The 26,798-nt window shown below is 60.7% G+C and carries 26 protein-coding genes; 11 read left to right on the top strand and 15 right to left on the bottom strand.

The genetic code is table 11. The annotated features are described in order from the left end of the window. Positions 1 to 154 precede the first annotated feature (154 nt). The 3 genes from CRX69_RS05235 to CRX69_RS05225 are packed head-to-tail and all read left to right on the top strand — an operon-like array spanning position 155 to position 4,320. Positions 155 to 1,720 carry an efflux transporter outer membrane subunit gene (locus tag CRX69_RS05235; protein ID WP_107321663.1) on the top strand — a complete coding sequence of 522 codons (1,566 nt, stop codon included), beginning with the start codon at positions 155 to 157 and terminating at the stop codon, positions 1,718 to 1,720. Beyond that, on the top strand, positions 1,717 to 3,282 hold the full coding sequence (locus CRX69_RS05230) for an MFS transporter (protein WP_107321662.1): 1,566 nt from the start codon (positions 1,717 to 1,719) through the stop codon (positions 3,280 to 3,282). The genes CRX69_RS05235 and CRX69_RS05230 overlap by 4 nt, the downstream gene beginning before the upstream one ends. A 6-nt stretch (positions 3,283 to 3,288) precedes the next feature. After that, complete coding sequence (locus tag CRX69_RS05225) at positions 3,289 to 4,320, top strand: HlyD family secretion protein (protein ID WP_107321661.1); 1,032 nt, start codon at positions 3,289 to 3,291, stop codon at positions 4,318 to 4,320. 112 nt (positions 4,321 to 4,432) lie between these two features. On the opposite strand, the gene CRX69_RS05220 is transcribed toward CRX69_RS05225, so the two are convergent. The 4 genes from CRX69_RS05220 to CRX69_RS05205 form a co-directional block, all read right to left on the bottom strand. Next, positions 4,433 to 5,359, bottom strand: coding sequence for a Gfo/Idh/MocA family protein (locus CRX69_RS05220; protein WP_107321660.1), 927 nt, complete (start codon positions 5,357 to 5,359; stop codon positions 4,433 to 4,435). 118 nt (positions 5,360 to 5,477) lie between these two features. After that, positions 5,478 to 6,272 carry a DeoR/GlpR family DNA-binding transcription regulator gene (locus tag CRX69_RS05215; RefSeq protein ID WP_076385256.1) on the bottom strand — a complete coding sequence of 265 codons (795 nt, stop codon included), beginning with the start codon at positions 6,270 to 6,272 and terminating at the stop codon, positions 5,478 to 5,480. 226 nt (positions 6,273 to 6,498) lie between these two features. Then, entirely contained in the window at positions 6,499 to 6,840 is a 342-nt protein-coding gene (locus CRX69_RS05210; RefSeq protein ID WP_047228920.1) for a lipoprotein, read from the bottom strand. A 239-nt stretch (positions 6,841 to 7,079) separates the two neighbouring features. Then, positions 7,080 to 8,264 (bottom strand): XylR family transcriptional regulator, encoded by a 1,185-nt coding sequence (locus CRX69_RS05205; protein WP_107321659.1) that lies wholly within the window; start codon positions 8,262 to 8,264, stop codon positions 7,080 to 7,082. 154 nt (positions 8,265 to 8,418) lie between these two features. Here CRX69_RS05205 and xylA point away from each other — a divergent pair, with 154 nt between their 5' ends. The 5 genes from xylA to CRX69_RS05175 all read left to right on the top strand — a co-directional run bounded on the left by xylA (position 8,419) and on the right by CRX69_RS05175 (position 14,378). Further along, positions 8,419 to 9,735, top strand: a complete 1,317-nt coding sequence (gene xylA, locus CRX69_RS05200; protein WP_047228918.1) for a xylose isomerase — start codon at positions 8,419 to 8,421, stop codon at positions 9,733 to 9,735. Positions 9,736 to 9,881: 146 nt separating this feature from the next. Continuing rightward, the gene (xylF, locus tag CRX69_RS05195; protein ID WP_047228917.1) at positions 9,882 to 10,883 is read left to right on the top strand and encodes a D-xylose ABC transporter substrate-binding protein; all 1,002 of its coding nucleotides are present in this window, start codon (positions 9,882 to 9,884) and stop codon (positions 10,881 to 10,883) included. A gap of 215 nt (positions 10,884 to 11,098) precedes the next feature. Further along, entirely contained in the window at positions 11,099 to 12,655 is a 1,557-nt protein-coding gene (xylG, locus tag CRX69_RS05185) for a D-xylose ABC transporter ATP-binding protein (protein ID WP_047228916.1), read from the top strand. After that, positions 12,656 to 13,792 (top strand): sugar ABC transporter permease, encoded by a 1,137-nt coding sequence (locus tag CRX69_RS05180; RefSeq protein WP_047228915.1) that lies wholly within the window; start codon positions 12,656 to 12,658, stop codon positions 13,790 to 13,792. 265 nt (positions 13,793 to 14,057) lie between these two features. After that, the gene (locus CRX69_RS05175; RefSeq protein WP_047230213.1) at positions 14,058 to 14,378 is read left to right on the top strand and encodes an isochorismate lyase; all 321 of its coding nucleotides are present in this window, start codon (positions 14,058 to 14,060) and stop codon (positions 14,376 to 14,378) included. Positions 14,379 to 14,401: 23 nt separating this feature from the next. On the opposite strand, the gene CRX69_RS05170 is transcribed toward CRX69_RS05175, so the two are convergent. From CRX69_RS05170 to CRX69_RS05160, 3 genes are all read right to left on the bottom strand, one after another. Then, positions 14,402 to 14,839, bottom strand: coding sequence for a DUF3995 domain-containing protein (locus CRX69_RS05170; protein ID WP_047230212.1), 438 nt, complete (start codon positions 14,837 to 14,839; stop codon positions 14,402 to 14,404). 126 nt (positions 14,840 to 14,965) lie between these two features. Then, on the bottom strand, positions 14,966 to 15,976 hold the full coding sequence (locus CRX69_RS05165; protein WP_107321657.1) for an ABC transporter substrate-binding protein: 1,011 nt from the start codon (positions 15,974 to 15,976) through the stop codon (positions 14,966 to 14,968). 191 nt (positions 15,977 to 16,167) lie between these two features. After that, entirely contained in the window at positions 16,168 to 16,617 is a 450-nt protein-coding gene (locus tag CRX69_RS05160; protein WP_047230210.1) for a hypothetical protein, read from the bottom strand. Positions 16,618 to 17,047: 430 nt separating this feature from the next. Here CRX69_RS05160 and CRX69_RS05155 point away from each other — a divergent pair, with 430 nt between their 5' ends. The 3 genes from CRX69_RS05155 to CRX69_RS05145 all read left to right on the top strand — a co-directional run bounded on the left by CRX69_RS05155 (position 17,048) and on the right by CRX69_RS05145 (position 17,971). Further along, on the top strand, positions 17,048 to 17,284 hold the full coding sequence (locus CRX69_RS05155) for a hypothetical protein (protein WP_107321656.1): 237 nt from the start codon (positions 17,048 to 17,050) through the stop codon (positions 17,282 to 17,284). A gap of 132 nt (positions 17,285 to 17,416) precedes the next feature. Then, on the top strand, positions 17,417 to 17,647 hold the full coding sequence (locus CRX69_RS05150; RefSeq protein WP_047230209.1) for a hypothetical protein: 231 nt from the start codon (positions 17,417 to 17,419) through the stop codon (positions 17,645 to 17,647). An 87-nt stretch (positions 17,648 to 17,734) separates the two neighbouring features. After that, the gene (locus CRX69_RS05145; RefSeq protein ID WP_107321655.1) at positions 17,735 to 17,971 is read left to right on the top strand and encodes a DUF2789 family protein; all 237 of its coding nucleotides are present in this window, start codon (positions 17,735 to 17,737) and stop codon (positions 17,969 to 17,971) included. 87 nt (positions 17,972 to 18,058) lie between these two features. On the opposite strand, the gene CRX69_RS05140 is transcribed toward CRX69_RS05145, so the two are convergent. The 8 genes from CRX69_RS05140 to iolG all read right to left on the bottom strand — a co-directional run bounded on the left by CRX69_RS05140 (position 18,059) and on the right by iolG (position 26,796). Continuing rightward, entirely contained in the window at positions 18,059 to 19,282 is a 1,224-nt protein-coding gene (locus tag CRX69_RS05140) for a methyl-accepting chemotaxis protein (protein ID WP_370695191.1), read from the bottom strand. A 561-nt stretch (positions 19,283 to 19,843) separates the two neighbouring features. Then, positions 19,844 to 20,248 carry a TraR/DksA family transcriptional regulator gene (locus CRX69_RS05135; RefSeq protein ID WP_003202859.1) on the bottom strand — a complete coding sequence of 135 codons (405 nt, stop codon included), beginning with the start codon at positions 20,246 to 20,248 and terminating at the stop codon, positions 19,844 to 19,846. 326 nt (positions 20,249 to 20,574) lie between these two features. Then, complete coding sequence (locus CRX69_RS05130; protein ID WP_047230207.1) at positions 20,575 to 21,597, bottom strand: ABC transporter permease; 1,023 nt, start codon at positions 21,595 to 21,597, stop codon at positions 20,575 to 20,577. Positions 21,598 to 21,640: 43 nt separating this feature from the next. Further along, entirely contained in the window at positions 21,641 to 23,194 is a 1,554-nt protein-coding gene (locus CRX69_RS05125; RefSeq protein ID WP_047230206.1) for a sugar ABC transporter ATP-binding protein, read from the bottom strand. A 73-nt stretch (positions 23,195 to 23,267) separates the two neighbouring features. Further along, the gene (locus tag CRX69_RS05120; RefSeq protein WP_047230205.1) at positions 23,268 to 24,194 is read right to left on the bottom strand and encodes a sugar ABC transporter substrate-binding protein; all 927 of its coding nucleotides are present in this window, start codon (positions 24,192 to 24,194) and stop codon (positions 23,268 to 23,270) included. Between the two features lie 53 nt (positions 24,195 to 24,247). Further along, on the bottom strand, positions 24,248 to 24,400 hold the full coding sequence (locus CRX69_RS27660; protein WP_177193354.1) for a hypothetical protein: 153 nt from the start codon (positions 24,398 to 24,400) through the stop codon (positions 24,248 to 24,250). A gap of 142 nt (positions 24,401 to 24,542) precedes the next feature. Continuing rightward, positions 24,543 to 25,595 carry a Gfo/Idh/MocA family protein gene (locus tag CRX69_RS05115; protein WP_047230204.1) on the bottom strand — a complete coding sequence of 351 codons (1,053 nt, stop codon included), beginning with the start codon at positions 25,593 to 25,595 and terminating at the stop codon, positions 24,543 to 24,545. A gap of 190 nt (positions 25,596 to 25,785) precedes the next feature. Beyond that, the gene (iolG, locus tag CRX69_RS05110) at positions 25,786 to 26,796 is read right to left on the bottom strand and encodes a bifunctional inositol 2-dehydrogenase/D-chiro-inositol 1-dehydrogenase (RefSeq protein ID WP_076385262.1); all 1,011 of its coding nucleotides are present in this window, start codon (positions 26,794 to 26,796) and stop codon (positions 25,786 to 25,788) included. Positions 26,797 to 26,798 lie beyond the last annotated feature (2 nt).

The raw sequence follows: 26,798 nt of genomic DNA, 5'->3' as shown, positions 1-26,798 counted from the left end.
CCACTGAGGTATGGCTTTGCTGAACCCATGTAGAAGTGCGCCTGCACGCCCGCGTCAATAACATGAATTCACAGCGAGCACGTCGCTGCCGAAGATTTATCGACGCCATGGCGCACGCTCGCCGGGCAACGCTGCAACCTTTCAGGAACAGGCAATGTCGGCTTTCAGAGAGTCACCCCCACGCATCCTGAAGTTCACGAGCGCAATCGCAACGCTTGGCGTGTTGTCCCTGGCCGGTTGTACGGCAGGCCCCGACTTCATGAAACCGGAAAGCGGGCTGAGGGTCGTAGAGCTGGCACCGCGGCCAGAACACGCGAATGTCGCCCCCATGTCCGACGCGGCAGTGCCCTCCCAATGGTGGTTGCTGTTCAACGACACGTTACTCGCCCAACTGCAATCGCGTGCCCAAGCGGGCAATCTTGATTTACAGATAGCCGGCGAACGCATTGAACAAAGCCGAGCGCAACTGGGCATCGCCTCTTCGCGCCTGCTACCCAGCGTGGATGCCAACGCCAGCTACGCCCGTGAGAGGCTCAGCGAACATGGCAAGTTCGCCGCGCTGGGTGCGCCTGTGGGCCCCGGCAATTTCTGGCAACTAGGCTTCGATGCCAGTTGGGAAATCGACCTTTGGGGCCGAGCGCAACGCGGGCGCGAGGGCGCTGCGGCGACCCTGCAAGCCACCATCCATGATCGCGAAGCCGCACGGGTAGCCTTGTCCGCCGAAGTGGCCAGAACTTATTTGCAATTGCGCGGAACCCAGGCGCAACTGGACATCGCCCAGCAAAACCTGACGATTGCCGAGCGCACGCTGGGGCTTGCCGAAAGCCGTGAGCGCAATGGTGTTGCCACGCGCTTCGAAACCTCGTCCGCTCGCGCGCAATTGGCGACAATCAAGGCCACGGTTCCCGAACTGACCCAACAACGCAATGCACAGATGAACGCACTGGCGTTGCTGCTGGGAGAGCAGCCCCGCGCACTGGATGTACAACTGCGTCAAGCCATGCCCTTGCCGTCGCTTCCAACCCACGTTCCGGTTGGCGTCTCTTCCGAATTGGCTCACCGACGCCCCGACATCCAGCGTGCCGAAGCGCAGCTGCATGCCGCTACCGCAGCCATCGGTGTCGCCAAGGCTGACTTTTACCCGCGTATCGGGCTCAAAGGTCGAATCGGCGTGGAAGCCTTCGAAAGCGGTGATCTCTCCAGTTGGGACTCCCGTGTTTTTTCCATCGGCCCGACGGTCTACTTGCCGATCTTCCAGGGCGGACGATTGACGCAACGCCTGGCCTTGAACGAATCACGGCAAAGAACGGCGGCGATCACCTATCGGCATACCGTATTGCGAGCCTGGCACGAGGTGGACAATGCCCTGGATGCCTGGGCTGCCCAACAGCGCCAGCACGAGGATTTGCTGGTTTCCTATGAACAGAACCGGCAGGCATTACGTGCCGCCGAACGAGGCTATGAACAAGGTGCAGCCGACTATCTGAGCGTGCTGACCGCGCAACTCAACCTGCTTGCCAGTCAGACCCGCCTCAATGCCAGCGCAACCGACGCCACGCTCACCGTGGTCAATCTCTACAAGTCGCTGGGGGGTGGTTGGGAGGCGGCGAGACTGCAGAGCACGCCGCAAGCGAGCATCGATGAGTCGCCCGCGTCTTCATCGGATGACCCGCTGGTCCGTGTCTCGCCTCGCTCAGCTCGCTCAAGGGCCGCCCCATGAACAGCGCCACATTGTTGCCAGCAACCGTCACGGCCAGCATAGCCCCCCAGGCCACGCCTTCAAAACGTCCGCTGGTGGGTCTGCTGGGGATTTTCATCGCCGCGATGATGGCTGGGTTGAATATCCGGGTCGGCGCATTGGCGTTGGCTGACATCAGGGGGGCCATGGGCCTGGGCTTCGACGACGGCTCGTGGTTAACCACGGCGTACAGTGCCGGGGAGTTGATTGCCATGCCCTTTTCAGCCTGGTTCGCCATTACCCTTTCAGTACGACGCCTGGAACTGTGGATGCTCGGCATCTGTGCACTGCTGGCGGCAATCCTGCCCTTGATCCATAACCTGGACCTGCTGCTGGCCTTGCGTTTTGTGCAAGGCATTGCCAGCGGCACGACGATTCCGTTGCTGATGATGGCGGCCCTGAAATTCCTGCCACCGCCCATCCGCCTATATGGTTTGGCGCTGTATGCGATGACCGCGACCTTCGCGCCCAATCTGTCCATCTGGTTGACCGGACACTGGACCGATGGTCTGAATGATTGGCGGTGGGTGTATTGGCAAAGCATTCCCCTGGCGCTCATCGCGGGATGCCTGATCGCCTGGGGCCTGCCGAAGGAATCCATCCAGCAGCACCGTTTTCCACAGGCCAACTGGTTCGGCATGGCTTGCGGTGTACCGGCGCTCGGCCTGATTGCCATCGCCCTGGATCAAGGTGTACGGCTGGACTGGTTTCATTCGCCGTTGATCATCTCATCGCTAGTGGCTGGCCTGGCCCTGTTGGCTATCTACCTGGTGAGCGAGTGGTATCACCCTTCACCGTTCATCAAGTTGCAAATCCTGGGACGCCGCAACCTGGGACTGGGCTGCACGCTGTTCGTTTCCCTGCTGGTAGTGTTGATGTCCAGTTCACTGTTACCGGCAAGCTATCTCACCCCGCTTCAGCAGTATCGACCGTTGCAGATGGCGTCCATCGGCCTGATCGTCGCGCTGCCACAACTGATCCTTGGGCCGTTGGTGGCGCTGCTGCTGTACCAGAAGTGGGTTGATGCCCGCGTGGTATTCGCGTTGGGGCTGCTGCTGATCGCGCTGGCGTGTCTGTGCGGCGCGCAGTTGACCAGCGAATGGAATCGCGACCAGTTCGTCCTGGCGCAAACACTGCAAGCCCTTGGGCAACCGATGGCGGTGGTGTCGATGCTGTTCCTGATCACCAGCGTGGTACAGCCCTCCGAAGGACCTTATGTGTCCGGCACCATCAATACGCTACGCGCCTTCGGCTCGCTGATCGGCGCGGCGGCGGTCACCCAACTGATCACCGTGCGCAGTCGTTTCCATGGGGAAATGTTGCTGGACCAAACCGCCCTGGTCAGCAACATCTCTGCGGTTGCGCCTGAGCCGGCACAGCTGATGGGCATCATCAGCCAGCAGGCGCTGGTGCTGTCGATCGCCGACGCCTATCGCGTACTGGGTTTGCTCGCGCTGTTGCTGATTCCTCTCGTGCTGCGGCTGACCTGCATCCCCCCGCCTGTCACGCAAGTAGCCCCGTCACCTTCCTCCTCACACGGGTAACCCACCATGGCCTTACCAAAGAAAGCCCAGATCATCAGTGCCGTGTTGCTCGTCGGGGCAATCGGCGGCGTGCTGTATTTCAATCGTCCCGAATCCAGTGCATCGATCCAGTCCACGGACGATGCGTACGTCCACGCGGACTTCACCACGGTCGCGCCGCAGGTATCGGGCACGGTTGAGACGGTGCTGGTCGAAGACAATCAGCCGGTCAACAAAGGCGACCTGCTGGCAACCCTCGATGACCGTGATTTCGTTGCCGCCGTGAACGCCGCCAAAGCCCAGCTCGCCAGCGCCCGTGCCGGAGTCGCCAGCTTGCAAGCACACCTGATCCAACAGGACACCGTCATACGCCAGGCACAGGCAGCGGTCGCCGCGGACGAGGCTGCGCTCAAGTTGGCCAAGGTCAATCATGCCCGTTATCGCAACCTGGCCACCGACGGCTCGGGAACCGTGCAAGCGCAGCAACAGGCCGAAGCGCAATTGAGCGTGCAACTGGCCAGTCGGGATAAAAGCCAGGCGGGTCTTCAGGCGGCTCGCCAGCAGGTAGACGTTCTCAAGGCCGACCTGGAAAAAGCCAAGGCAACCCTCGCCCACGCGCAGGCTGCGCTGGACCTCGCGAGACTGAAGCTGTCCTATACCCGAATCACCGCACCGATCAGCGGCACGATCGGGCAAAAATCGGTGCGCATCGGGGCTTTCGTCAACGCGGGAAAACCTTTGCTGGCAATCGTTCCGCTGGAGGCCGTGTACATCAGCGCGAACTTTCGCGAGACACAACTGGCCCGCGTCAAGACAGGTCAAACCGTGGAAATCGAGGTGGATGCGTTACCGGGCGAGGCGCTGCAAGGCACCGTACAAAGCCTGGGACCGGCCAGCGGCGTCAGCTACTCGACCGTGGCACCGCACAATGCCACGGGCAACTTCACCAAGATCGTCCAACGCTTGCCGGTGCGCATCCGCATCGATCCCGACCAGAGCGCTGCGGCAAAACTGCGGGTAGGCATGTCGGTCACACCGAGTATTCGTATCGGTGAATGATAGCTGGGACTGCCGGGTGCGAAGCGGCCGGAATTTTGCTCGGATGACTTGCGGCAGAGGGATCTGATCCGGATGGGGTATGCACGGCCAGAATCGCCTCCCCCCTCAGTGGCTAGTCGTAAAACGGCTCGACCAAGGTCCGACTGCCAAGAAAAAAGCTGTCCGCCACCAGACGCAACGGCTGCAGGTCCAGGTCGCTGGCCTGGTCAGCAATCAACTGCTGGAAATGCCGATACACCGCCGCGTATTCACCTTCCTGGGAAACGGTCTGGCGAACGCCGTCGATGCTCAGCACTGCCCCACCGTTGTCCAGGCGCAGGAGGCCTTCGGTGCAGCGAATCTCGATGCTCCAGAGTTCGTCGTGACCGTGGTCGAAATCGAACTCCGCACGGACATCCAGGTGTTGCGCGTCGGACATCTTGATGCTGGCGGCGATCGGCGATTGGCAGTTACTCGGCACGCGCAGTTCGGCGGACTCAACGAACAGCGGCAGCGCCAGCAGATGGGTCACGATTGAAAACGCGTTGATGCCGGGATCGAATACACCCAGGCCTCCAGGCTGCCAGATCCAGGCCTGGCCGGGGTGCCACTTGCGTACGTCTTCCTTCCAGTCGATCTTGACGCTTTGCAGGGTGCGGCTGGCGAGCCAGTCACGGGCCGCCTCGATGCCGGGCGCGTAGCGTGAATGCCAGGCGAACAGACCACTGACACCTTGCTCGCGTACCTGATCCACCAACGCCATCGCTTCACCCAGCGTGGCGCAGGGCGGCTTTTCTACCAGCACGTGTTTGCCCGCGGCCAGCGCTTGTTGCACCAATGCGAATCGCCCTTGCGGCGGTGTGCAAAACGCAATCGCATCGACCTGCGGGCCGTTTTCAAGCAGCTCGCCCAGGGACCGGAAATTCTCCACACCGGCGCAGGGCTGCCCTTGGGTGGCGACAGACACCAACTGGAACACAGGGTTGGCGAGGATAGCGGGAACGTGTTGATCCTGGGCAATTTTGCCGTAGCCCACCAGACCGAGACGAATCGGTTGCATCGATGACTCCTGATTATTTTTGTACTTTTGATGGGCCAGCAAACTAGCGGTAAATCGCGTGGCCGACAATGGCTCGCCACACATGCGCTTGATTGTCGTGGGCGCTACAGCACACGCTTCACGCCTGCCGAGGTTCGCAGGGCGCGCTCATGACGTTGGCAATCCTGCCCAAGAACGGCTCCAGGCGTTCACCCGGTGCGTCGTGCTCCACCACCAGGGCGGTGACTTCTTCACACGACGCCACCTGATAGTGGGCAATGCTGGAGAGTTTTTCATTGGTCACGGCCACCACCACCTGACCGCTCGCCGCGACGACCGCGCGCTTGAACTCCGCGTCATCCAGGCCGAACGCTGTGATGCCATTGTCCGGGTCGATGGCGCAAGCGCCGAGAAAACACAGGTCAACATTGAACTGCCGCAGTTGCTGCACAGCCGCCAGCCCGATCACTCCGCCCGACGCCGTGTTCACGCGTCCGCCCAACAGGATCACCTCGGCGCAGGGTAGCTTCATCAGTTGCACGGCAATCAACGGCGAATTGGTGCTCAGCGTCAACTTAAGGCGTGGATCGATGGCGCCGGCAATCGCCAGGTTGGTCGAGCCGGCATCGATGAACACATGCTGGCCCGCCCTCAGCAACGAGGCCGCCGCCAGGCCGAGACTGTCCTTGCGCTCGACGTTCTGCCGTACTCGAACGGCCATCGGCCGTTCCACGGCCGGCAACAGGATCGCGCCGCCATAGACGCGCTTGCATAACCCCGCAGCCGCCAATACGCCAAGATCGCGCCGTATCGAGTGCTCGGAGACATTGAATTCGCTGGCCAGATCGGCCGCAATCACCCGACCATACAGGGCCAGACGCTCGCTGATCCGTTGCTGGCGTTCACCGGGGAACACTTCGTGAGTTGAAGTCATGGCATCTATAACCTTCATAAACGAGCACTAATTATCACTAACGAGCAAATATGCCGATTGCAGAGCCTCTCGTCAAACCTCAACGCCGGGGCAGCGGACCCAAGTGAATCTGCCCCCTCTTCCCCACAGGCAAAAAAAACCCCGCCACCGAATGCGGTGCGGGGTAAAAAAATGGTTGGTTGCGGCCAACCAAAGGAGCACGGTGAAAAACCTGTACGGGCCGGCCTCAGATGCAGTCCTGTGCGGCACGTTCAAAACTCGAAGGCAGGAAGCTGGAAGCCAACAGACGCCGCTCGTAGATGAATACCTTGCCACCGTTCCCGGCCTTGTAGGCTTCCAGCACGTTGTCCGCAGACACCTTGCTTGGCACCACGATCCGGTAGCTGCGTTGGGACTGGGAGACGGTCGGGCTCATCGCGTGGTCTTGCAATTTCGGCACGACACAGTCGGCGTACTGGGCCGGCGTCTTGCTGGTCTGCAAGGTCAGGGTCGGGTCGTTCGGCGCGCTGGCACAACCGGCGAGCAACAAGGAGGCAAACGCCATGGAAGACGCAAATAAAAGGCGCATTGGTCTGGTCCTGAAAATAAAAGGTTGGTTCATCAGGCAACGGAACTGCGTTACGGGTTGCCGCCACTGCCAGGTGCATCGGGTGTGTGGCGGTCAGATGAGTGAAACCTCATCGCCCCAACTGCTTGAGTTACCTGTTCGATGGGGGGGATTTTCCAGGCATTGCCGACAAAACAGAACTTGTGTTTCGTAATGATCACTATTGCTTCCAGCAATAGTTGCGGGCGGTGAAGACCGGTTCAGTGGCCTGTGCCGCCCCCCTGCTGATATTCGCGGGGCGTACAGCCAAACTCTCGACGAAACACCGTGTGCAGGTACTGCGCCGATTTGAAGCCGCAGTTCTGGGCGATGTCGGCAATCGCCGAGTCGGTGTTTTCCAAGCCCTGGGCGGCCGCTGCCAGTTTGAAGCGCAGGATCTCGTCGTGCACGCTGCAGCCCCGCGCCTTGCGAAAGTGCGCTTCCAGGGAGGAGCGCGACACGCCCACATAGGCCGCCACCTGAGCGGTCTTGATGCCCTGGCAGGCATATTGGCGAATGAACAGCAGCGCTTGCATGACGTAAGGGTTGCCTAACGGTTGGTGCAGACTCGAGGCCTGGACGTTGATCGCATCCGGAGGTATCAGCACCTGCGTGCCCGTGGACGGCATGCCGTGCAGCATCTGATGGAGCAGGCGCGCGGCGGTCCGGCCCATGGTTTCGGTGCCCTGGATCACCGAACTCAGCGGCACCCGCGTCAGGGTGCGGGTCAGGGGGTCGTTGTCGATGCCGATCAGTGCCACCTGCTCCGGCACGGCGATTCCGGCGGTCAGGCAGGCCTGCAGCAGTTGCCGGGCACGGGCGTCACTGACGGCGATGATACCGATGGGTTTGGGCAGGCTTTGCAGCCAGGCGATCTGTTGTTCGACGGCGCTGTCCCAGAGCGGCGCGCTGGTGCCCATGCCGCGATAGACCTCGGCGTGCAGACCATCGCGTTGCAGCAGCCGGCGAAAGGCGTTTTCCCGTTCCTGGGCCCAGCGATTGGCTTGTGCTTGCGGCAGGCTGAAGCAGGCAAAGCGCGTCAACCCGGCCTCGATCAGGTGCTCGTACGCCAGCTTCATCAAGGCCTCATTGTCGGTGGCGACATAGGGAATGCCCTTCGGATAAGCGCGCTCATCCTGGTAAGAGCCGCCCACCGCCACCACCGGCAAGCCGATCCCGCTCAGCGCTTCGCCGATCAGCGGGTCATCGAAGTCGGCAATGATCCCGTCGCCCTGCCAGCGTTCGATGCCTTTCAACCGACAGAGAAAATCTTCTTCAAGGAACAGGTCCCAGGACGCGCGGGTGCTGCTCAGGTAGTTGCCGATGCCGCTGATGATGCCTCGGTCGTAGATCTTGCTGCCGTTGAACAACAACGCAATGCGGTGAACGGGCGGGACGGTTTTCATGGTTTTTACCCTGGGCCGATGACCACAGACTAGGCGCGTGACCGTCGGATCTCAATACTCAAAATCGCACTGTGCCTTGGTGATTTTCATAATCAGCGGCCACCGGGCCGGCGTTAGTATCGATACACCGCCAAGAACAATAAGGAAATCGCCCATGTCGTACTTTCCCGCCATCGACAAGGTTCGCTACGAAGGCCCCGCCAGCGACTCGCCTCTTGCTTTTCGCCACTACGACGCCGACAAACTCGTGCTCGGCAAGCCCATGCGCGAGCACCTGCGCATGGCGGTGTGCTACTGGCATACCTTTGTCTGGCCGGGATCCGATGTGTTCGGCGCCGGCACCTTCCAACGCCCGTGGCAGCATGCCGGCGACCCGATGGAACTGGCCATCGGCAAGGCCGAAGCGGCCTTCGAGTTCTTCTCCAAACTGGGCATCGACTACTACTGCTTTCATGACACCGATGTCGCCCCGGAAGGCCACTCGCTGAAGGAGTATCGCAACCACTTCGCGCAGATGGTCGACCACCTGGAGCGTCACCAGGAACAAACCGGGATCAAGCTGCTGTGGGGCACCGCCAACTGCTTCAGCAACCCGCGCTTTGCCGCAGGCGCCGCCAGCAACCCGGACCCGCAAGTGTTCGCCTGCGCCGCCGCCCAAGTGTTCAGCGCGATGAACGCCACCCTGCGTCTCAAGGGGGCCAACTACGTGTTGTGGGGCGGTCGTGAAGGTTACGAGACCCTGCTCAATACCGATCTGAAACGCGAGCGCGAACAACTGGGGCGCTTCATGGGCATGGTGGTCGAGCACAAGCACAAGATCGGTTTCAAGGGCGATCTGCTGATCGAACCCAAGCCACAGGAACCGACCAAGCACCAATACGATTACGACAGCGCCACGGTGTTCGGCTTCCTGCAACAGTTCGGCCTGGAAAAGGAGATCAAGGTCAACATCGAGGCCAACCACGCGACCCTGGCCGGGCACAGTTTCCATCATGAGATCGCCACAGCCGTCTCCCTGGGGATCTTCGGCAGCATCGACGCCAACCGTGGCGATCCGCAGAACGGCTGGGACACTGACCAGTTCCCCAACAGCGTCGAAGAGATGACCCTGGCCACCTATGAAATCCTCAAGGCCGGCGGGTTCAGCAATGGCGGCTTCAACTTCGACTCCAAGGTCCGTCGTCAGAGCCTGGACGAGATTGACCTGTTCCACGGCCACGTCGCGGCCATGGACGTCCTCGCCCTGGCCCTGGAACGTGCAGCGGCGATGGTGCAGAACGACCGCCTCCAGCAGTTCAAGGACCAACGCTACGCCGGCTGGCAGCAACCGTTCGGTCAGGCGGTGCTGGCGGGTGAGTTCAGCCTCGCTTCACTGGCCGAACACGCCTTCGACAACGAGCTCAATCCACAGGCTGTGAGTGGTCGGCAAGAGATGCTCGAAAACGTGGTCAACCGGTTCATCTACCCCTGACACCAGGCCCCGTTCGCTGCGCAGAGGTTGTTACATTCTCGCGACAAATCTCTGCTCGCGGCCCCCCGGGAGTCTCTACAGTTCTACCCGCATCACGTTCATCGTCAGGCAGTGTCTTTCGAACAACAATAAAAGGACGCACCACCATGAAAAAACTGAAACTCACGCTGCTCGCCGGCGCCCTCGCCCTGCTCTCGCTTCCGGTCATGGCCGACGCCACCAACCCGAAAATCGGTTTCTCCATCGATGATCTGCGCCTGGAACGCTGGTCGCGGGACCGTGACTACTTCGTCGCGGCGGCGGAAAAAATGGACGCCAAAGTCTTCGTCCAGTCGGCCGATGCCAACGAGCAGAAACAGATTTCCCAGATCGAAAACCTCATCTCCCGGGGCGTCGATGTGATCGTCATCGTGCCGTTCAACGCCACCGTGTTGACCAATGCCGTGGCCGAAGCCAAGAAGGCCGGGATCAAGGTGGTGTCCTATGACCGCCTGATCCTCAATGCCGACATCGACGCCTACATTTCCTTCGATAACGAAAAAGTCGGCGAGATGCAGGCCAGCGGCGTGTTGAAAGCCGCGCCCAAGGGCAACTACTTCTTGCTCGGCGGCGCGCCCACGGACAACAACGCCAAGGTCCTGCGCGAAGGCCAGATGAAAGTGCTGCAACCGGCCATCGACAAGGGCGATATCAAGATTGTCGGGCAACAGTGGGTCAAGGAATGGAACCCCACCGAAGCCTTGAGCATCGTTGAAAACGCCCTGACCCGTAACGACAACAAGATCGATGGCATCGTCGCCTCCAACGACGCCACCGCAGGCGGTGCCATCCAGGCACTGGCCGCGCAGAAAATGGCCGGCAAGGTGCCGATCTCGGGCCAGGACGCCGACCTGGCAGCGGTCAAGCGAGTGATCGACGGCACCCAGACCATGACCGTCTACAAGCCGCTGAAACTGATCGCCACCGAAGCGGCCAAGCTCTCGGTGCAACTGGCGCGTAACGAGAAACCCACCTACACCTCGCAATACGACAATGGCAGCAAGAAAGTCGACACCATCCTGCTCACCCCGACCCCGTTGACCAAGGACAACATCGACCTGCTGGAAAAAGATGGGTTCTATACCAAGGCGCAGATCGCTGGGCAGTGATCCTGGGACAACCCTGGGTTGGATGAGACCTGTGGGAGCGAGCCTGCTCGCGATAGCGGTGGTTCAGTTTGCATCGATGTTGTATGTGCTGCCGCCATCGCGAGCAGGCTCGCTCCCACAGGGGCTTTGCTTGGCTAGCTGCATCTGAGATGCCTGGCCCCAGGGCTGTCACCACCTCTGCCTATGTGTGAGCCCTTTTCATATGAGCCCTCGCCATGTCCGACTACCTGCTGCAAATGAACGGCATCGTCAAAAGCTTCGGCGGTGTCAAAGCCCTCAATGGCATCGACATCAAGGTCAGGCCAGGTGAATGCGTCGGCCTGTGCGGTGAGAACGGCGCCGGTAAATCCACGCTGATGAAAGTCCTGTCGGCGGTCTACCCGTACGGCACCTGGGACGGTGAAATTGTCTGGGACGGACAGCCGCTCAAGGCGCAGTCCATCAGCGAAACCGAAGCCGCCGGGATCGTCATCATTCATCAGGAACTGACCCTGGTCCCCGACCTGTCGGTGGCCGAAAACATCTTCATGGGCCATGAGCTGACGCTGCCCGGCGGACGCATGAACTACCCGGCAATGATCCACCGTGCCGAAGCCCTGATGCGTGAACTCAAGGTGCCGGACATGAACGTCTCGCTGCCGGTTTCACAATACGGCGGGGGTTACCAGCAGTTGGTGGAAATCGCCAAGGCGCTGAACAAACAGGCGCGCCTGCTGATTCTCGATGAACCCTCCTCGGCCCTGACCCGCTCGGAAATCGAGGTGCTGCTGGACATCATCCGCGACCTCAAGGCCAAGGGCGTCGCCTGCGTGTACATCTCCCACAAGCTCGATGAAGTGGCCGCCGTGTGCGACACCATTTCGGTGATCCGCGACGGCAAACACATCGCCACCACCGCCATGACCGACATGGACATCCCGAAGATCATCACCCAGATGGTCGGACGAGAAATGAGCAACCTCTACCCCACCGAACCCCATGACATCGGCGAGGTGATTTTCGAGGCGCGCCATATCACCTGCTACGACGTCGACAACCCCAAACGCAAACGGGTCGACGACATTTCGTTCGTCCTCAAGCGCGGGGAAATACTCGGCATCGCCGGGCTGGTCGGCGCCGGCCGCACGGAACTGGTGTCGGCACTGTTCGGCGCCTACCCCGGCCGCCATGAAGGCGAAGTCTGGCTCGACGGCCAACCGATCGACACGCGCACGCCCCTCAAGTCAATCCGCGCAGGCCTGTGCATGGTGCCTGAAGACCGCAAGCGCCAAGGCATCATTCCCGACCTGGGGGTGGGCCAGAACATCACCCTGGCGGTGCTGGACAACTACTCGAAAATGACCCGTATCGACACCGAAGCGGAGTTGGGCAGCATCGACCGGGAAATCTCGCGCATGCACCTTAAGACCGCGAGCCCGTTCCTGCCAATCACCAGCCTCTCCGGCGGCAACCAGCAAAAAGCCGTGCTGGCCAAAATGCTGCTGACCCAACCGCGCGTGCTGATTCTCGATGAGCCGACCCGGGGCGTGGATGTCGGCGCCAAGTACGAGATCTACAAGCTGATGGGCGCGCTGGCCGCCGAAGGCGTGTCGATCATCATGGTGTCCTCGGAACTGGCCGAAGTGCTGGGGGTGTCCGACCGCGTGCTGGTGATCGGCGAAGGCCAATTGCGCGGTGACTTCATCAACCACGAACTCACACAGGAACAGGTGCTCGCCGCCGCCCTCAGCCACCCCGAAGACCATAACAATAATGATCGGAAGTCCGCGTAGATGAATCAGGTCAAGCAACTCTTCAGCCGCTACAAAATGCTCGCGCTGGTGATCGCCGTGGCGGTGATCTGGCTGTTTTTCAGTTGGCAGACCGAGGGCGGGTTCCTGACCCCGCGCAACCTCTCCAACCTGCTGCGGCAGATGTCCATCACCGGGATTCTGGCCTGCGGCATGGTGCTGGTGATCATCAGCGGTGAGATCGATCTGTCGGTGGGTTCACTGCTTGGATTGCTCGGTGGCCTGGCGGCGATTCTCGACGTGATCTATCACATCCCGCTGCTGGCGAACCTGAGCCTGGTCGCCTTGTGCGGCCTGGTGATTGGCCTGGGTAACGGCTACATGACCGCCTACCTGCGCATCCCGTCGTTCATTGTCGGCCTGGGCGGCATGCTCGCCTTTCGCGGCATTCTGCTGGGGATTACCGACGGCACCACCATCGCCCCGGTGTCACCGGAGCTGGTCTACATCGGCCAGGGTTATTTGCCGCACTCCGTCGGCACGGGCCTGGGCGTGCTGCTGTTTGCCTTGACCCTGTTCCTGACCTGGAAACAGCGGCGCAATCGCGCCCTGCATGGCCTGGCGGCCCACTCTCTGGTGCGTGACGTATTGCGCGTGGTGCTGATCGGCGCAGTGCTGGCCGGGTTCGTCTATACCCTCAACAGCTACGACGGTATTCCGGTTCCCGTGCTGCTTCTGCTGATGCTGCTCGGCGTGTTCAGCTACGTCACCAGCCAGACCGTGTTTGGGCGACGGGTCTACTCGGTGGGCAGCAACATGGAAGCCACGCGCCTGTCCGGCATCAACGTGCAGGCGGTGAAGCTGTGGATCTTCGGCATCATGGGCGTGATGTGCGCCCTGGCGGGCGTGGTCAACACCGCTCGCCTGGCCGCGGGCTCACCCTCGGCCGGCAGCATGGGTGAACTCGACGCCATTGCCGCCTGCTTCATCGGCGGCACCTCCATGCGCGGCGGCTCCGGCACCGTCTACGGCGCCCTGCTCGGCGCGCTGGTGATCACCAGCCTGGACAACGGCATGTCCATGCTCGACGTCGACAGTTACTGGCAGATGATCGTCAAGGGCAGCATTCTGGTGCTGGCGGTGTGGGTGGATGTGAGTACACGCACGGGGCGGCGCTAGTGGTTAGGCGCTCACCTATGGTGGGAGCAAGGCTTGCCCGCGATGAAGATGACGCGGTCTTCCGGGGGGCCGAGGTGCCTGCATCGCGAGCAAGCTTTGCTCCCACAGAAAGCCGTGCACTCACAGCGGTGCGGCAAGAGGTGATCCGAAAATCTCGTAGGAATTTACCTCTGTGGCGACGGGGCCTTGCTTGCGCAAGGTGTTTCCTGTCTTATCGAAGATCGGCTCGGATTGGGCCGTTCCTACTTCAACAAGGAGTGACTGCATGGAAGTCCACACTCAGCTACAACCCTGCGATTGCGCGAATATGGAAGACATCCGCCGCGAGATCGATGCCCTTGACCAGGCCGTTATCAAACTGCTGGGCAAACGCTTTCAGTACGTACTGGCAGCGTCGAAGTTCAAGACCTCAGCCACGGCGGTGCGTGCGCCGGAGCGCTTCCAGGCCATGCTGGCGACCCGGCGTCAATGGGCCGAGGCCGAGGGCCTTAGCCCGGATGCGATCGAGAAAATGTACAGTGACCTGGTGAATCACTTCATCGCCCAGGAGATGGAACACTGGACGGCTCTTCGATCCGGGACCTGATCGACACGACAAGCGCCCTGCGCTCAGGCCCAGGCAACCGTCAACAGGCCGGCGCCAAGCACGACACATAACGGTGAATAGACCCAGGTGTCGAGCTTGGCGAACGTCGAGCCCTTGACCTCCTTGAAGAAACCCACCAGGTTCGATTCGCCAATGGCGCGGGCGAACATCAGCAAGGCGATCGCGCTGATCAGCCATTGCAACGCTCGATGGGTGACGGGCGGTGCCAGCAAGCCGACCCGCAGGCACACCAGAACTGCAATCAGCAGCAACGCGAGGGCCACCAGCAGCGTCAGCCATCCCGATGGGTTGAACGCCGGACGCAGCGACTCTCCTTGCCTCACCGGAACCTGAGGCACGACCGCCAGGGCCGCCCATCGCCCGCCCAGGGCCCAATACAAATGAATCAAGCTGATGGTCGCAAATACTGCGACCAGCGACCGAGCCACTAAAAGCGTCATTCGCCAGCCTCCTTGAAAGGTTGAACAATCATCCTAGCTCGAATTCGGCATTTCGCCGCACGGGCGCAGACTGCCGGTTTTCGGCGAATGACGCATTGCTCAAGATCAAGAGTTCAACCTGGCGCGCTACAGACCGGCGGCGACTTTGTCGGCAACCTCCTTGGGCACCCAGGCCTGCCAGACCTGTGGATGGGCCTTGAGGAACGCCTCGGCGGCTTCACGCGGCGGTGTGTGCTTTTCGCTCATGTCGGCCAGGGCCTTGTTCAACGGCTCGATCGGCAGATCAACTTTACTGAAGAACTCGGCAATGTCCGGGTGTTGCTTCTGAAACGGCGCGGATACGCCAATCGACAGCTTCGAGGCCAGGGAGCGGGTTGGCTTGGGGTTGGGGTTGTCGGCATCGGTCAGGGTTCTCCAGGCCTCGGCATCGAACGCAGGCTCTTGCAACTGCACCAACTTGAAACGTCCCAGCAGCGGTGTAGGCGACCAGTAGTAAAACAGGATCGGCTTGCCCCGGCGGATCGACGAGCTGATCTCCGCATCCAGCGCCGCCCCCGAACCACTTCGGAAATTCACATAGCTGTCGGACAACCCATAGGCCTTGAGCTTCTGCTTGTTGACCACTTCGGAGGTCCAGCCGATGGGGCTGTTGAGGAAGCGACCCTTGCTGGGGCTTTCCGGGTCTTTGAAGACATGCTTGTAGCGCGCCAGGTCTTCGACGCTGCGCAAATCCGGCGCCAGAGGCTTGATGCCCCGGGCCGGGTCGCCCTTGATCACATACTCCGGGACCCACCAGCCTTCGGTCGCACCCTTGACGGTATCGCCCAAGGCGATCACCTTGCCTTCGGCCTCGGCCTTGACCCACACCGGGCTGCGACCGGCCCATTCTTCCCCGATCACCTGGATGTCGTTGTTGGCCAGCGCCGTTTCCAGCGTAATGGTGGTGCCCGGCAATGTGTCGGTCGGCAGCCCATAACCCTTTTCGACGATGACCCGCAGGATATCGGTGATCAGACTGCCGCTTTCCCAATTCAGGTCGGCAAAATGGATCGGCGCCTGCGCGGCCGATGCCGGGAGTGACGAAACCAACACCGCACAGGTGGCCCAGGCAGCCAACCACTGTCGAACTCGTTTCATGCGTTGCACCTCGTACCAGACACAGCGATAGCTCAACGGTCCTGCGTAACCGGACGCAAGCCTCTGAATAATTCAGTCAACTGACTGTAGCCGAGGTTCCACGCAGACCTTGCGAAAACCGTTGGCAGGGCGCAAAACCCGAACGCTGTGTCAGCCCGCCTATCACATCCATCAGGCTGACGTGGTGCACATCACTCGCTGGCCTTGAAGGTGACGAGTTCACCTTTGCGCCACTTGGCGGCTTTGGCGGTCACGGCCTTGAGGGTCTTGGTCAGGCCCTCGTGCAACTGCTCGTTGGCGGCGAAAACAGTCAGCACGCTGTGCCCTTCCTTGAACAGGATCGCGTGGCCACCGGGGGTGGCCACGAAAGCGTAATCCCCAAGGCCATAGACCGTCAGCTTGATATCGCGAAAGCGGATTTCAAACTTGCCACCTTCACGGCTGGGCAATACCGCTGCACGAAAATGATCACCGACTTTGAGTTCAAGCCTGGGCTTGTCATCGACCACCAGGGCCGATTCAGTATCGATTTCGGCAACATAAATACCTTCGGCGGTTTGCTCGGTGATGTAGACGAAGCGCGACTGGAACTGCTTGACCAGCTTTGCCCGCAGATCACCAAGTACGAATAACGCATGCATGTCGAGATTACTTACTGCCAAGGAAACATCCCCATCTTTGTAAACGGCCCGCCCTCTGAAAAGGACGGACCACGAGAACCCGTGCCGACTGTGTGTGTCGCAGTGGACCTGTAACTGAAAATTCGAAGTGAACGGCGTGCCCTGCCCCGGGGCGAGAGAAGACTAAAGGATTGCCACTCTCGCCGTCTTTCCCGCGGGGTCGTCAGAGGCTGAAGGAAAACGCCACTCTGAGCATCGGAAAAGGTGGGACTACTAACTTTAGGGAAATTTCTCACTTAGAAAAGCATTTTTCTGACATCGAGGGCAAAAAAAATTGCTTTAGATAGGCACAGCCATCCACACGGTGCTGCCGATTCTAGAGCAGCCGCAGGCGTGGAGACTACTCAAAACACTCGGTAATTCGTCGGTAAACCATAGAAAAGGAATTCACATGGCCACTTTCACAACCCTGACCCAACCCCTCACCCCTTGCATCGCTGACAAGCCTGACGGGTTTGACCAAGCCCATTACCTGCCGGTTTCTTTGTTTCAACCGCGTTATCGGGTGGTTCTGGCCGGTAAGTGCTTTTTCCATATTGAAGAAACCTCGACTGGCCGTGTAAGAGGTTTCCGTACCGATCATAACGAGGCCTGTTACCTGGCCAGGCGTCTGGAACGAAGCGTTTGACCTGAGATACCACACGCCCATCACTTAACTCAGCCGCGACAGGCAACTGCTGCCATACTGCCTGCCCAGCGAAGACCGTCCCCCATTGACGATCGCGCACCCATACTATGACTTGTGAAGGAAAGGCGCGACGTGACGGAATTTGATATTGGCGAGTTTTTCATCCGGGGTGAGGCCAGAGAGGTCGAAGGCGAATTTCAGGCTGTCATCGTGATGCGCGCCAAGCCCCCCTTGACCACCACCCGTTACCATCAGGTGGAAAAGGATCGCTGGTTCAAAACCCCCGAACTCGCCGCCGAGGCTGCGCGGGCAGCGGCAAAAGCCCTGAAACTCGCAGTGGATGAAGGCGCGTTGAAAGCCTGAACCCGATCGAACTCCTGACGGGCGTTTGCCTCAGATAAAGGGAAGCAACCGAGGCGCCATGACGGCGCCCACCCAAAGGAGAACCCCATGGAACAGCCCTCGCACGAACTGAGTACCTTGTTCGATCAACTCGGCCTGCCTTCGGATGACAAAGCCATTGATGACTTCATCATGGCCTATCCGCTGGAGCCGGAGATCAAACTGGTGGAGGCCGACTTCTGGTCGGAGCAACAGAAAGATCTACTGCGCGAATGGCTGCTCGCTGACGGCGAGGAGGCAGTGCTGGTGGATCAATTGAATGTCCGCTTGCACGACGGTAAATAACCCTCAACCCTTTAACCCCTGTGACAAGGGAGCTTGCTTCCGCTCGGCTGCGCAGCAGCCGTGCCCAGCCCCCCAGCGCGGGCCAGCCTAGCGCGGCTTCTCGGGCTTATAACCCAGCCGCAAACCACCCCAATGACGCCCCTTGAGCATGATCGGCACTGAAAGGTCATGCATCAGCTCACCCGTATCTCGGGTGTAGGTCTGCAACAGCACGGGCTGCTGGTGGCTACCGCAACGAATCCCGGTGCGGTCGGAGAACTTGCGTTTAGTGCGATTGTTCACCGTGTCCACTTGCGGATCGCCGGTCAGGGGTTGGCTGAAGACCTTGTTGTGGGTCGGTACATAACCTTCCTGAGTACAAGCAATGGCGAATACCAGGCCTTCGTGCCGGGCGAGCAAAGGTTCCTGGATAGCTGGCAGGACCTGATCGGTGTAGCGGTCGAAACGGGTCTGGAACTTGGCGGGCTGGGTATTGGGGATGGGCTGGTAGCTGCGGTCGAACAGGTCCTCCAGGCTGACACGACCCTGGTCAATGTCTGCCTCGAACTGGGCCGCGATCTGGCTCGCCCCTTCGCGCGCCAGGTCGTAGACCCGTTGGTGATAATCGTCCAGGCCAACCTCGGCCAGGCGTTCGCTGATGGTTTCGGCCTGGCCCTCCATTTGCACTGCCGCTTGGGCCAGGCGCTGGGTCTGCTGGTCGCTGATGGACAGGTCACTGCGCATCTGTTCGATGGCGTGAAACAGGCTGTCGAGTTGTTCGCGATTGGTGTCAGTGCCTTGGGCGATGGCGCTGACCTGGGTTTCAACGCCGGCCGCCAGCCGGGCTATGTTTTCCAGGTGCTGACCGGTGTGCTCGACCTGCTGCACGCCACTGTCCAGGTCGCTGGCCAGTTGCCGGATCTGCTCCACCACCTGGGCGGTGCGCTGCTGGATATCCGCAACCATGACCCCGACCTCGCCGGTGGCCGCGGCCGTACGCCCGGCCAGTCCACGGACCTCGTCCGCCACCACCGCGAAGCCGCGACCGTGCTCACCGGCCCGTGCAGCTTCGATGGCCGCGTTGAGCGCCAGGAGGTTGGTCTGGCTGGCGATCGACTGAATCACCAGGCTGACCCGCTGGATTTCATCGCTGCGCACGCTCAGCGCCTCGATCAACTCGCGGCTGTCGTTCGCGCGCTGGCTGAGCTGATGCATCCGGCTGATGGACTCCACCAGTTCGCTACGCCCGGCAACGCTACTGCGATGGGCCTCACTGGCGGCACTCAGGGCCTGCTGGCTGAGTTGCGAGGTGGCCTGTTCAGTGGTGATCATCGATTCGGCATTACCGACGATCTGCGCCGCCGCGTCGAGCTGCGACTGGACCTTGCCAGCCAGTTGCTTGACCGAATAGGCGACGCCGGCCGCCGACAACGCGTTATGGCTGGTGGTGTAGGACAGATCACGGGTCAGCTCGGCCAACTTGTCCGCGGCTACCGGCTCAGGCGCGGCGGCCAGGCGCGAGCGCAGGCGCGGCAGCCAGACGATGAGCATCGCCAGGGGCAGGCCCAGATACAACGACCAGCCGCCCAACGTCATGCCGCACAGCAGCAATGTCAGCGCCAGACTCTGCAAGGTCGGCGTCAACCAGCGCGCCATGCTGTTGGTTACAGGCACCTGCACCTGCGCCGCATTCGCCACGGAACCGTCTGTCGCCATGTTGATCACCCACATTTCTCGTTGTTATGCCTGCATTAAACGCCACTACGGAGCCATTATCCATGGTCCATTAGTCGCGTTCTTGCGGGGGGTCAACGGAAGTAGACGAACAGGCGCAGACAAAAGCAAAAGATCGCAGCTTCCCGAAGAAAGCTGCGATCTTTTCTGAAACGCGGATCAGGCCTGACGCTGGTGCTTGTCGATCTGCTCGTGACGTTCCTGCGCTTCGATGCAGTACTTGGTGGTCGGGCTGATCAGCAGGCGCTTGAGGCCGATCGGCTCGCCGCTGTCATCACACCAGCCGAAGCTGTCGTCGTTGATACGGTCCAGGGCCTGCTCCAGCTGAGGCAGCATGCGCTGGTCGCGATCGATGGCGTTGACCAACCAGGTCCGCTCTTCTTCTACGGAAGCAGCGTCCGCCGGGTCAGCCGGGGTATCCAGGCTCTCAATGGCGATTCGGTTCTGTTCGATGCGCTCGTGGGTTTCCACTTTCATGTTCTGCAACAGCTTGGTGAAGAAAGCCAGCTGCTCGGCATTCATGTAGTCATCCGCCGGCATGGCCAGCAACTTTTCCTTTGTCATTGATTTCTCTATAAAAAAACGTGCATTAAGGCGAATTATGAAGCGTCCCGCAGCGCGCTGCCACGCTCATCGGGAAGGCGCCGTCTATTCCAAGCGCCACCCGGCACTCAATTTACGAGGGGCGGCAGTCTAAGGCCGAGTCGAAGCCTCAGCAACTGAAAACATAGGGAAAATGTCCGACAACCCTTCTAAATGTTCTCTGACAAGCTTTTGGCAGTCATCGGAGTGCGTTTATAACAAGAAATTCGATTCAATAGCTGTATCAAGAAGACAAATGGCAACGCCACGCGGGTCAGGCGTGGCGCTTTGTCGCAGCGTAAGGACCTTCAGCGTTTGAGTTTGCGCTTATTGCGGTACTGGTCGATGACCACCGCCACCACAATGATCAAGCCCTTGATGATGTCCTGAATGTAGGCATCCACGCCGACGAACGTGAAGCCACTGGCCATGACCCCGAGGATCAGCGCGCCGATCACCGTTCCGGTGATGCGCCCCACCCCACCGGCCAGGCTAGTGCCGCCGATCACGGCCGCAGCAATCGCGTCCAGCTCATAGGACATGCCCATGCCGGCCTGCCCGGTGGCGGCCCGCGCCGAGGCCACCACCCCGGCCAGCCCCGCCAGCAGCCCGGCGATGCTGTAGACGATCACCAGATGGCGTTTGACGTTGATGCCCGAGGTGCGTGCCGCCTGCATGTTGCCGCCGATGGCGTAGGTGTACTTACCGTACTTGGTGTAGCGCAGGGCAATATGGAAGATCACCGCCACCACCAGGAAAATGATCACCGGCATGGCGCCATGGCCGATGGCGGTATAGGAATCGGACAACATGCTCACCGGCTGGCCTTCGGTGTAGTAACGCGCCAGACCGCGGGCCGAGACCATCATGCCGAGGGTGGCAATAAAGGGCGGGATACCCGTGATGGCGATGATGCTGCCGTTGATCGCTCCGGCCAACAGCCCAACGCCCAACCCCGCCACCACCGGTATCCACACCGGTAAGTCAGTCAGGGAGGGAAACACCGCCCGGGTGAAATCCGAGGTTTGGGCCAGGCTGGCGGCGATCATGGCCGACAACGCCAGCACCGAACCGGACGACAGGTCGATACCGGTGGTGATGATCACCTGGGTCACACCGATGGCCAGCAGACCGATGATCGACACTTGCAGGATCATCAGCACCAGGCGCTGGGAGTTCATCAGGAAACTCTGGTCGCGCATGATCCAGCCAAACACTTCGAACACCAGGCCGATGCCGATCAGCACCAGGAAGATACTCAGTTCCGTCGGCAGCCGCCGACGCGTCCTGGCCGGTGCGGCCGCGGGTTTGTTTTCCAGTATCGCGTTCATAGCATTCACCTTTTTCTCTGTGGCGAGCTTGCGCCCTCTGTTATCAGGACAGGCCAGAAGCCAACTGCATTACCCGCTCCTGGGTCGCCTCGCTACGGTCCAGCGTGCCCATCAGGTCTCCTTCATGCATCACCATCACCCGGTCGCTCATGCCCAGTACTTCCGGCAGTTCCGAAGAAATCATGATCACCGCCATGCCTTCGCTGGCGAGGTAGGAAATGAGCCGGTAGATCTCGGCCTTGGCGCCAACGTCGATGCCACGGGTCGGCTCGTCGAGGATCAGGATGCGTGGGTTGGTCATCAGCCATCGGGCCAGCAGGGCCTTCTGTTGGTTGCCGCCGGACAAGGTGTCGATGCACTGTTCCAGGGACGGGGTCTTGACCCGCAACTTCTTGCACATGTCTTCGCACAACGCGCGCAAGGCTTTCTGCTGGATGAAGCCGTTGCCGACGTAATGGGGCAACACGGCCATTTCCATGTTTTCCAGCACCGACAGGCACGGGAACAGGCCACTGAGCTTGCGATCCTCGGTCAACAGCGCGAACCCCTTCTCGATGGCCATGTGCGGGTCGCTGATGCGCACCGGTTGCCCGTCGAGCAGGATCTCGCCGCCTGTGCTGGGCGTCACGCCGAAGATCGCCTCGGCCACGTTGGTCCGGCCCGAGCCCATCAGCCCGGCAATGCCCAGGATTTCTCCGGCATGCAAGTCGAAGGACACATTCTTGAAAATGCCCTCCAGGCTCAAATCACGCACCGACAGCACCAGATCGCCGATGGGTTTGTCCCGTTCCGGGAACAACTGGCTCAGTTCGCGCCCGACCATCATTGATATCAGGCTGTCGCCGTCCATGCTGTCGGCCCGTTGCAGGCCGATGTAGGCGCCGTCGCGAAACACCGCCACTTCATCGGCGATGGCGAACACTTCGTTCATTTTATGGGTGATGTAGATGATGCCCTTACCCTGAGACTTGAGGTCGGCGATGATCGAAAACAGATGGGCGACCTCCGTCTCGGTGATGGCCGAGGTCGGCTCATCCATGATCAGAATGTCAGAGTCGTAGGACACCGCCTTGGCGATCTCGACCATCTGCCGCTCGGCAATGCTCAGGTTGCCCACCTGCTCTTCAGGATCCAGGTTGATACGCAGGCGCTCCAGCAACTTGGCGGTGCAGCGGTGCATTTCCCCGTGATCGACCATATGCAAGCCGTTGAGCTGCTCGCGGCCGATCCAGATGTTTTCAGCGATGCTCATGTGGGGCATCAGGTTCAGTTCCTGGTGGATCATCGCGATGCCGGCCTGCAGGGCTGCCAGAGGTGTGTCGAACTTCACCGGCTTGCCCCGCAGGCGCAGTTCACCAGCGTCCGGCTGGTAGATGCCGGCCACGATTTTCATCAGGGTGGATTTGCCCGCACCGTTCTCGCCCATCAAAGCCAGCACGGAACCGGGGCGCACCCGCAATTGCACATCCGACAGGGCCACCACACCGGGAAAGCCTTTGCTGACGTTGACGACTTCCAGCAGATACGGTTCATCAGGCATTACGTCCGGCCGGAAAGTCATCGCCGGGGCGCTCGAAGCAGTCGCTGAAGCGAACATGATCAGGTACTCCCTCGGCAAGGTCAGTGGGCGACCTCGCCTGTTTATTGTTGTGGTAGCAGTACGTTAAACGTCACTTGAACTGATCGACGTTTTCCGGCGTGATCAGGCGATACGGCACCCATACGGCCTGCTCGACCGGCTGTTTCTTGACCATTTTCACCGCCGTGTCGATCGAACCGTCGGCCTGGCCCTTGGCGTCCTGGAACACCGAGACCGCCATCTCGCCTTTCTTCACGGCGTTCAGGCCGTCCGGCGTGCCATCGACCCCGGCGATCAGTACGCTGCCTTTCTCCTTGCCGACACCCTTGAGTGCCATGGCCGCGCCGATGGCCATTTCGTCATTGTTGGAGACCACGGCATTGAACTCGCGGCCCTGAGTCAGCCAGTCGTTCACCAGTGTCATGCCTTTATCCCGCGACCAGATACCGGTCTGCTCTTGTTCGATCTTGATGTCGGGGTACTTGGCCAGCACTTCCTTGACACCCTTGGTGCGGTTGGTGGTGGAGTTGTTCGCCAGGTCACCCAACAGAATCACGATGTTGCCCTTGCCCGACATTTTGTCGGCCAGGTATTGCATTTGCATCCGGCCGGCTTCCAGATCGTCGGACGCCACGGTCACCACGCCTGCGGGCAGTTTCAGGTCGTCGGGACGCCGATTGACGTACACCAACGGGATCCCGGCGGCGACCGCGGCCTTGGTAATGCGCTGGGTGGCGGCAGTGTCCACCGGGTTGACGATGATTGCGTCGACCTTCTGGCTGATAAAGCTTTCCACCTGGCTCAGTTGCTTGACCACATCACTGCGTGCATCTTCGAACTGCAAGGTGACGCCATCCGGCAGGGACTTGGCTTTGCTGTCCATCGACTCACGCAGGTACGTCAGCCAGGTGTCATCGAACTGGGACATGCTGACGCCGATCTTCAGGTCCGCCAGGGCGACGCCGCTGGTGAGCATCAACGACAGGGCCAGCGAGGCGATACGGGTCTTGGTCTTCATGAACGGTCTTTCTCCACTTTTTTGTTGGTTTTATGGATAAGGCGTGATGGATCTCAGGAACGGGGCAAACGCACGATGGGCGCACCGGGCATGCAACACACCACGGTGCCGTTGCGCTGAATGCACAGGGATTCGAACAGGGGAAGGATTGCGCAAAGGCGCAGCGAGCGTGGCAGGTGAAACGCAGAACGGCTGAAGGTTTTCATCGACGGTACCTGGCTGTGTTTCTTGTTTTTGTTTTGTCCGTCATTTGCTCAAGGCTGACTTGGCAAAAGACGAACAGGGGTGTCGGTAACCTGGAATCGACTTTATTGGAAAATATTTTCCATATCAACTCATTTTAGAATTTTATTCGTTTTTTATTCCATGGCCGACAGACGTGGCCAAAACCACCACTTCGCCCTGCTCGGCGCTCAGCCTTGCAGCGTCGAGGATGCGAGTGGTGGCCAGGGCATCACGGGCCTCCACCGGCAAAGGACCAACGCCTTGCAACGCGGTTTGCAGACGCTGGTAGAACGTCATCCAGCAGCCGCGCTCCGATGCCACACGCTCGCGCTCGCTGCCTTGCTCGAACCAGCCCCAGCGCCGATGCTCTTCGCTCCCCCAGCGCTCACCCTCGGTCGCCGGGCTCAACCCGGCCAGCGCCTGGGCCTCCTGGCCGTCCAGGCCTTCGACGGTGTAACAGCCCCCGGTGCCGCTGACCCGAAAGCGCGGGCGCGGTGCGTTTTGCAGGCAACTGCCGCTCAGGTGGGAAAGCACGCCGCTGGCATGGGTCAGGGAGATAAAAAAGCCGTTGTCGAACACCTGCCCGGGTTGCCGGTAATCCAACTCGGCGTAAACCCTGGTCACCGGGCCGAACAGTTGCAGCGCCTGGTCCACCAGATGGCTACCCAGGTCCCGCAGAAACCCGCCGCCGCTACCTTTGCCGACCGATGTTGGCGAATAACGCTCGACGCTGGACTCAAAGCGAATGACCTGCCCCAGCGCACCGGACTCCAGCAGTTTGCGCAAAGTCAGGTAGTCCGAATCCCAGCGGCGGTTCTGATACACGGTCAGCGGCACGTTGCGCTGCTCGGCGGCCAGCACCATCGCCTCGGCCTGTGCGGCATCAAGGGCGAAAGGTTTGTCGCTGACCACTGCAATACCCAGTTCAATGGCCTGCATGACCACGGCCGGGCGACCGTCCAGCGGCGTGGACACCACCACCGCATCGACGCCTGCGGCCACCAACTGTTCGAGGGTATCGAAGGCTTGGGCGTGCGGGTGCTCGCTCGCCAGTTGCTGGCGCCGCTCAGCGGACCGCGTCACCACGCCGACAAACGTAGCCCCGGGCAGACTGCTGATCAGCGGTGCATGGAAAAACCGTCCGCCCTTGCCGTAGCCCACTAGTCCGATTCGCATGAAGATTCCTTGAAAGTCGTTGAATAAACACAACCCTGTGGGAGCGAGCCTGCTCGCGATGGCAGTGTATCCGCCACATTAATGCCAACAGATCCGCCGCCATCGCGAGCAGGCTCGCTCCCACAATTGACCGAGTACCTTCAGGGAAACGCGGTCGACTGTGGGAGCGGGCTCCCACAGGAGATTGTGGTTAGCCGTAGAAACGCGGGCGTTCGGGCAGTTCGACCTTGACGATCTGCCCACTCTGCTGCGCTTGAACACAGGCATCCGCCGCCACTGCCGCGGCGAACCCGTCCCAGGCCGACGGCCCGCCCACCTGTCCGGCGCGCACGCCGTCGATGAAAGCCTGCAATTCGACGTCGTAGGCCGCGATGAAACGATCCTTCCAATCCATCAGGATCGCATTGGACAGCTTGGCGCCACTGCGCAGTTGCACCTGGGACGGCTCCGGGAGTTTGGCGATGCCCGTCTCCCCCACCACTTCGCACTGGATGTCGTAGCCATATTGGCAATTGACGAAAACCTCCACATCGATGCGCGTGCCCTTGGCGGTTTCCAGTAACACGATCTGCGGATCGCGCAGGTGCGCCAGCGCCTTGCTGGTCTTGCGCGGGAATACCACCTGCACCGAAACGTAGTCATCGGCCAGCAGCCAGCGCAGCACATCCAGCTCATGGATCAGTGTGTCGGTGATCGCCATGTCGGTCTTGTAGTTCTCCCCCACGCTCGGATTGCGATGCGCGCAGTGCAGCATCAGCGGTTCGCCGATCTGACCGCTGTCGATCACCGCCTTGAGCGCTCGATAGCCTTCATCGTAAGGGCGCATGAAACCGACCTGAACCAGCCGCTTGCCATGGGCGACTTCGGCTTCGACGATCTTGCGACAGCCTTCGGCCGTGACCGCCAGGGGCTTTTCACAGAACACCGGTTTACCCGCCGCGATTGCCGCCAGCACGAACTCTTCGTGGCTCGGCCCCCAGGAAGTGACCAGGACCGCCTCAACGTCCGGCGCATTGATCAAGGCATGCCCGTCGGGATACACCTCGGCGGTCAGTTTCAAGTCGGCCAGCACCTTCGCCGCCTGGGCGAGGTTGATGTCGGTCACCGCCACCACCTGGCTGTTGAGCAAGGTCTGGCTGCAACGACGGATATGGTCCTGGCCGATGGCCCCGGTGCCGATGACGCCCAGCTTCAAAGACATGA

Source organism: Pseudomonas rhizophila (assembly GCF_003033885.1).
Lineage (GTDB): Bacteria > Pseudomonadota > Gammaproteobacteria > Pseudomonadales > Pseudomonadaceae > Aquipseudomonas > Aquipseudomonas rhizophila.
Note: the sequence above shows the minus strand (reverse complement) of the source record. Positions and strands in the feature narration are given on the sequence as shown.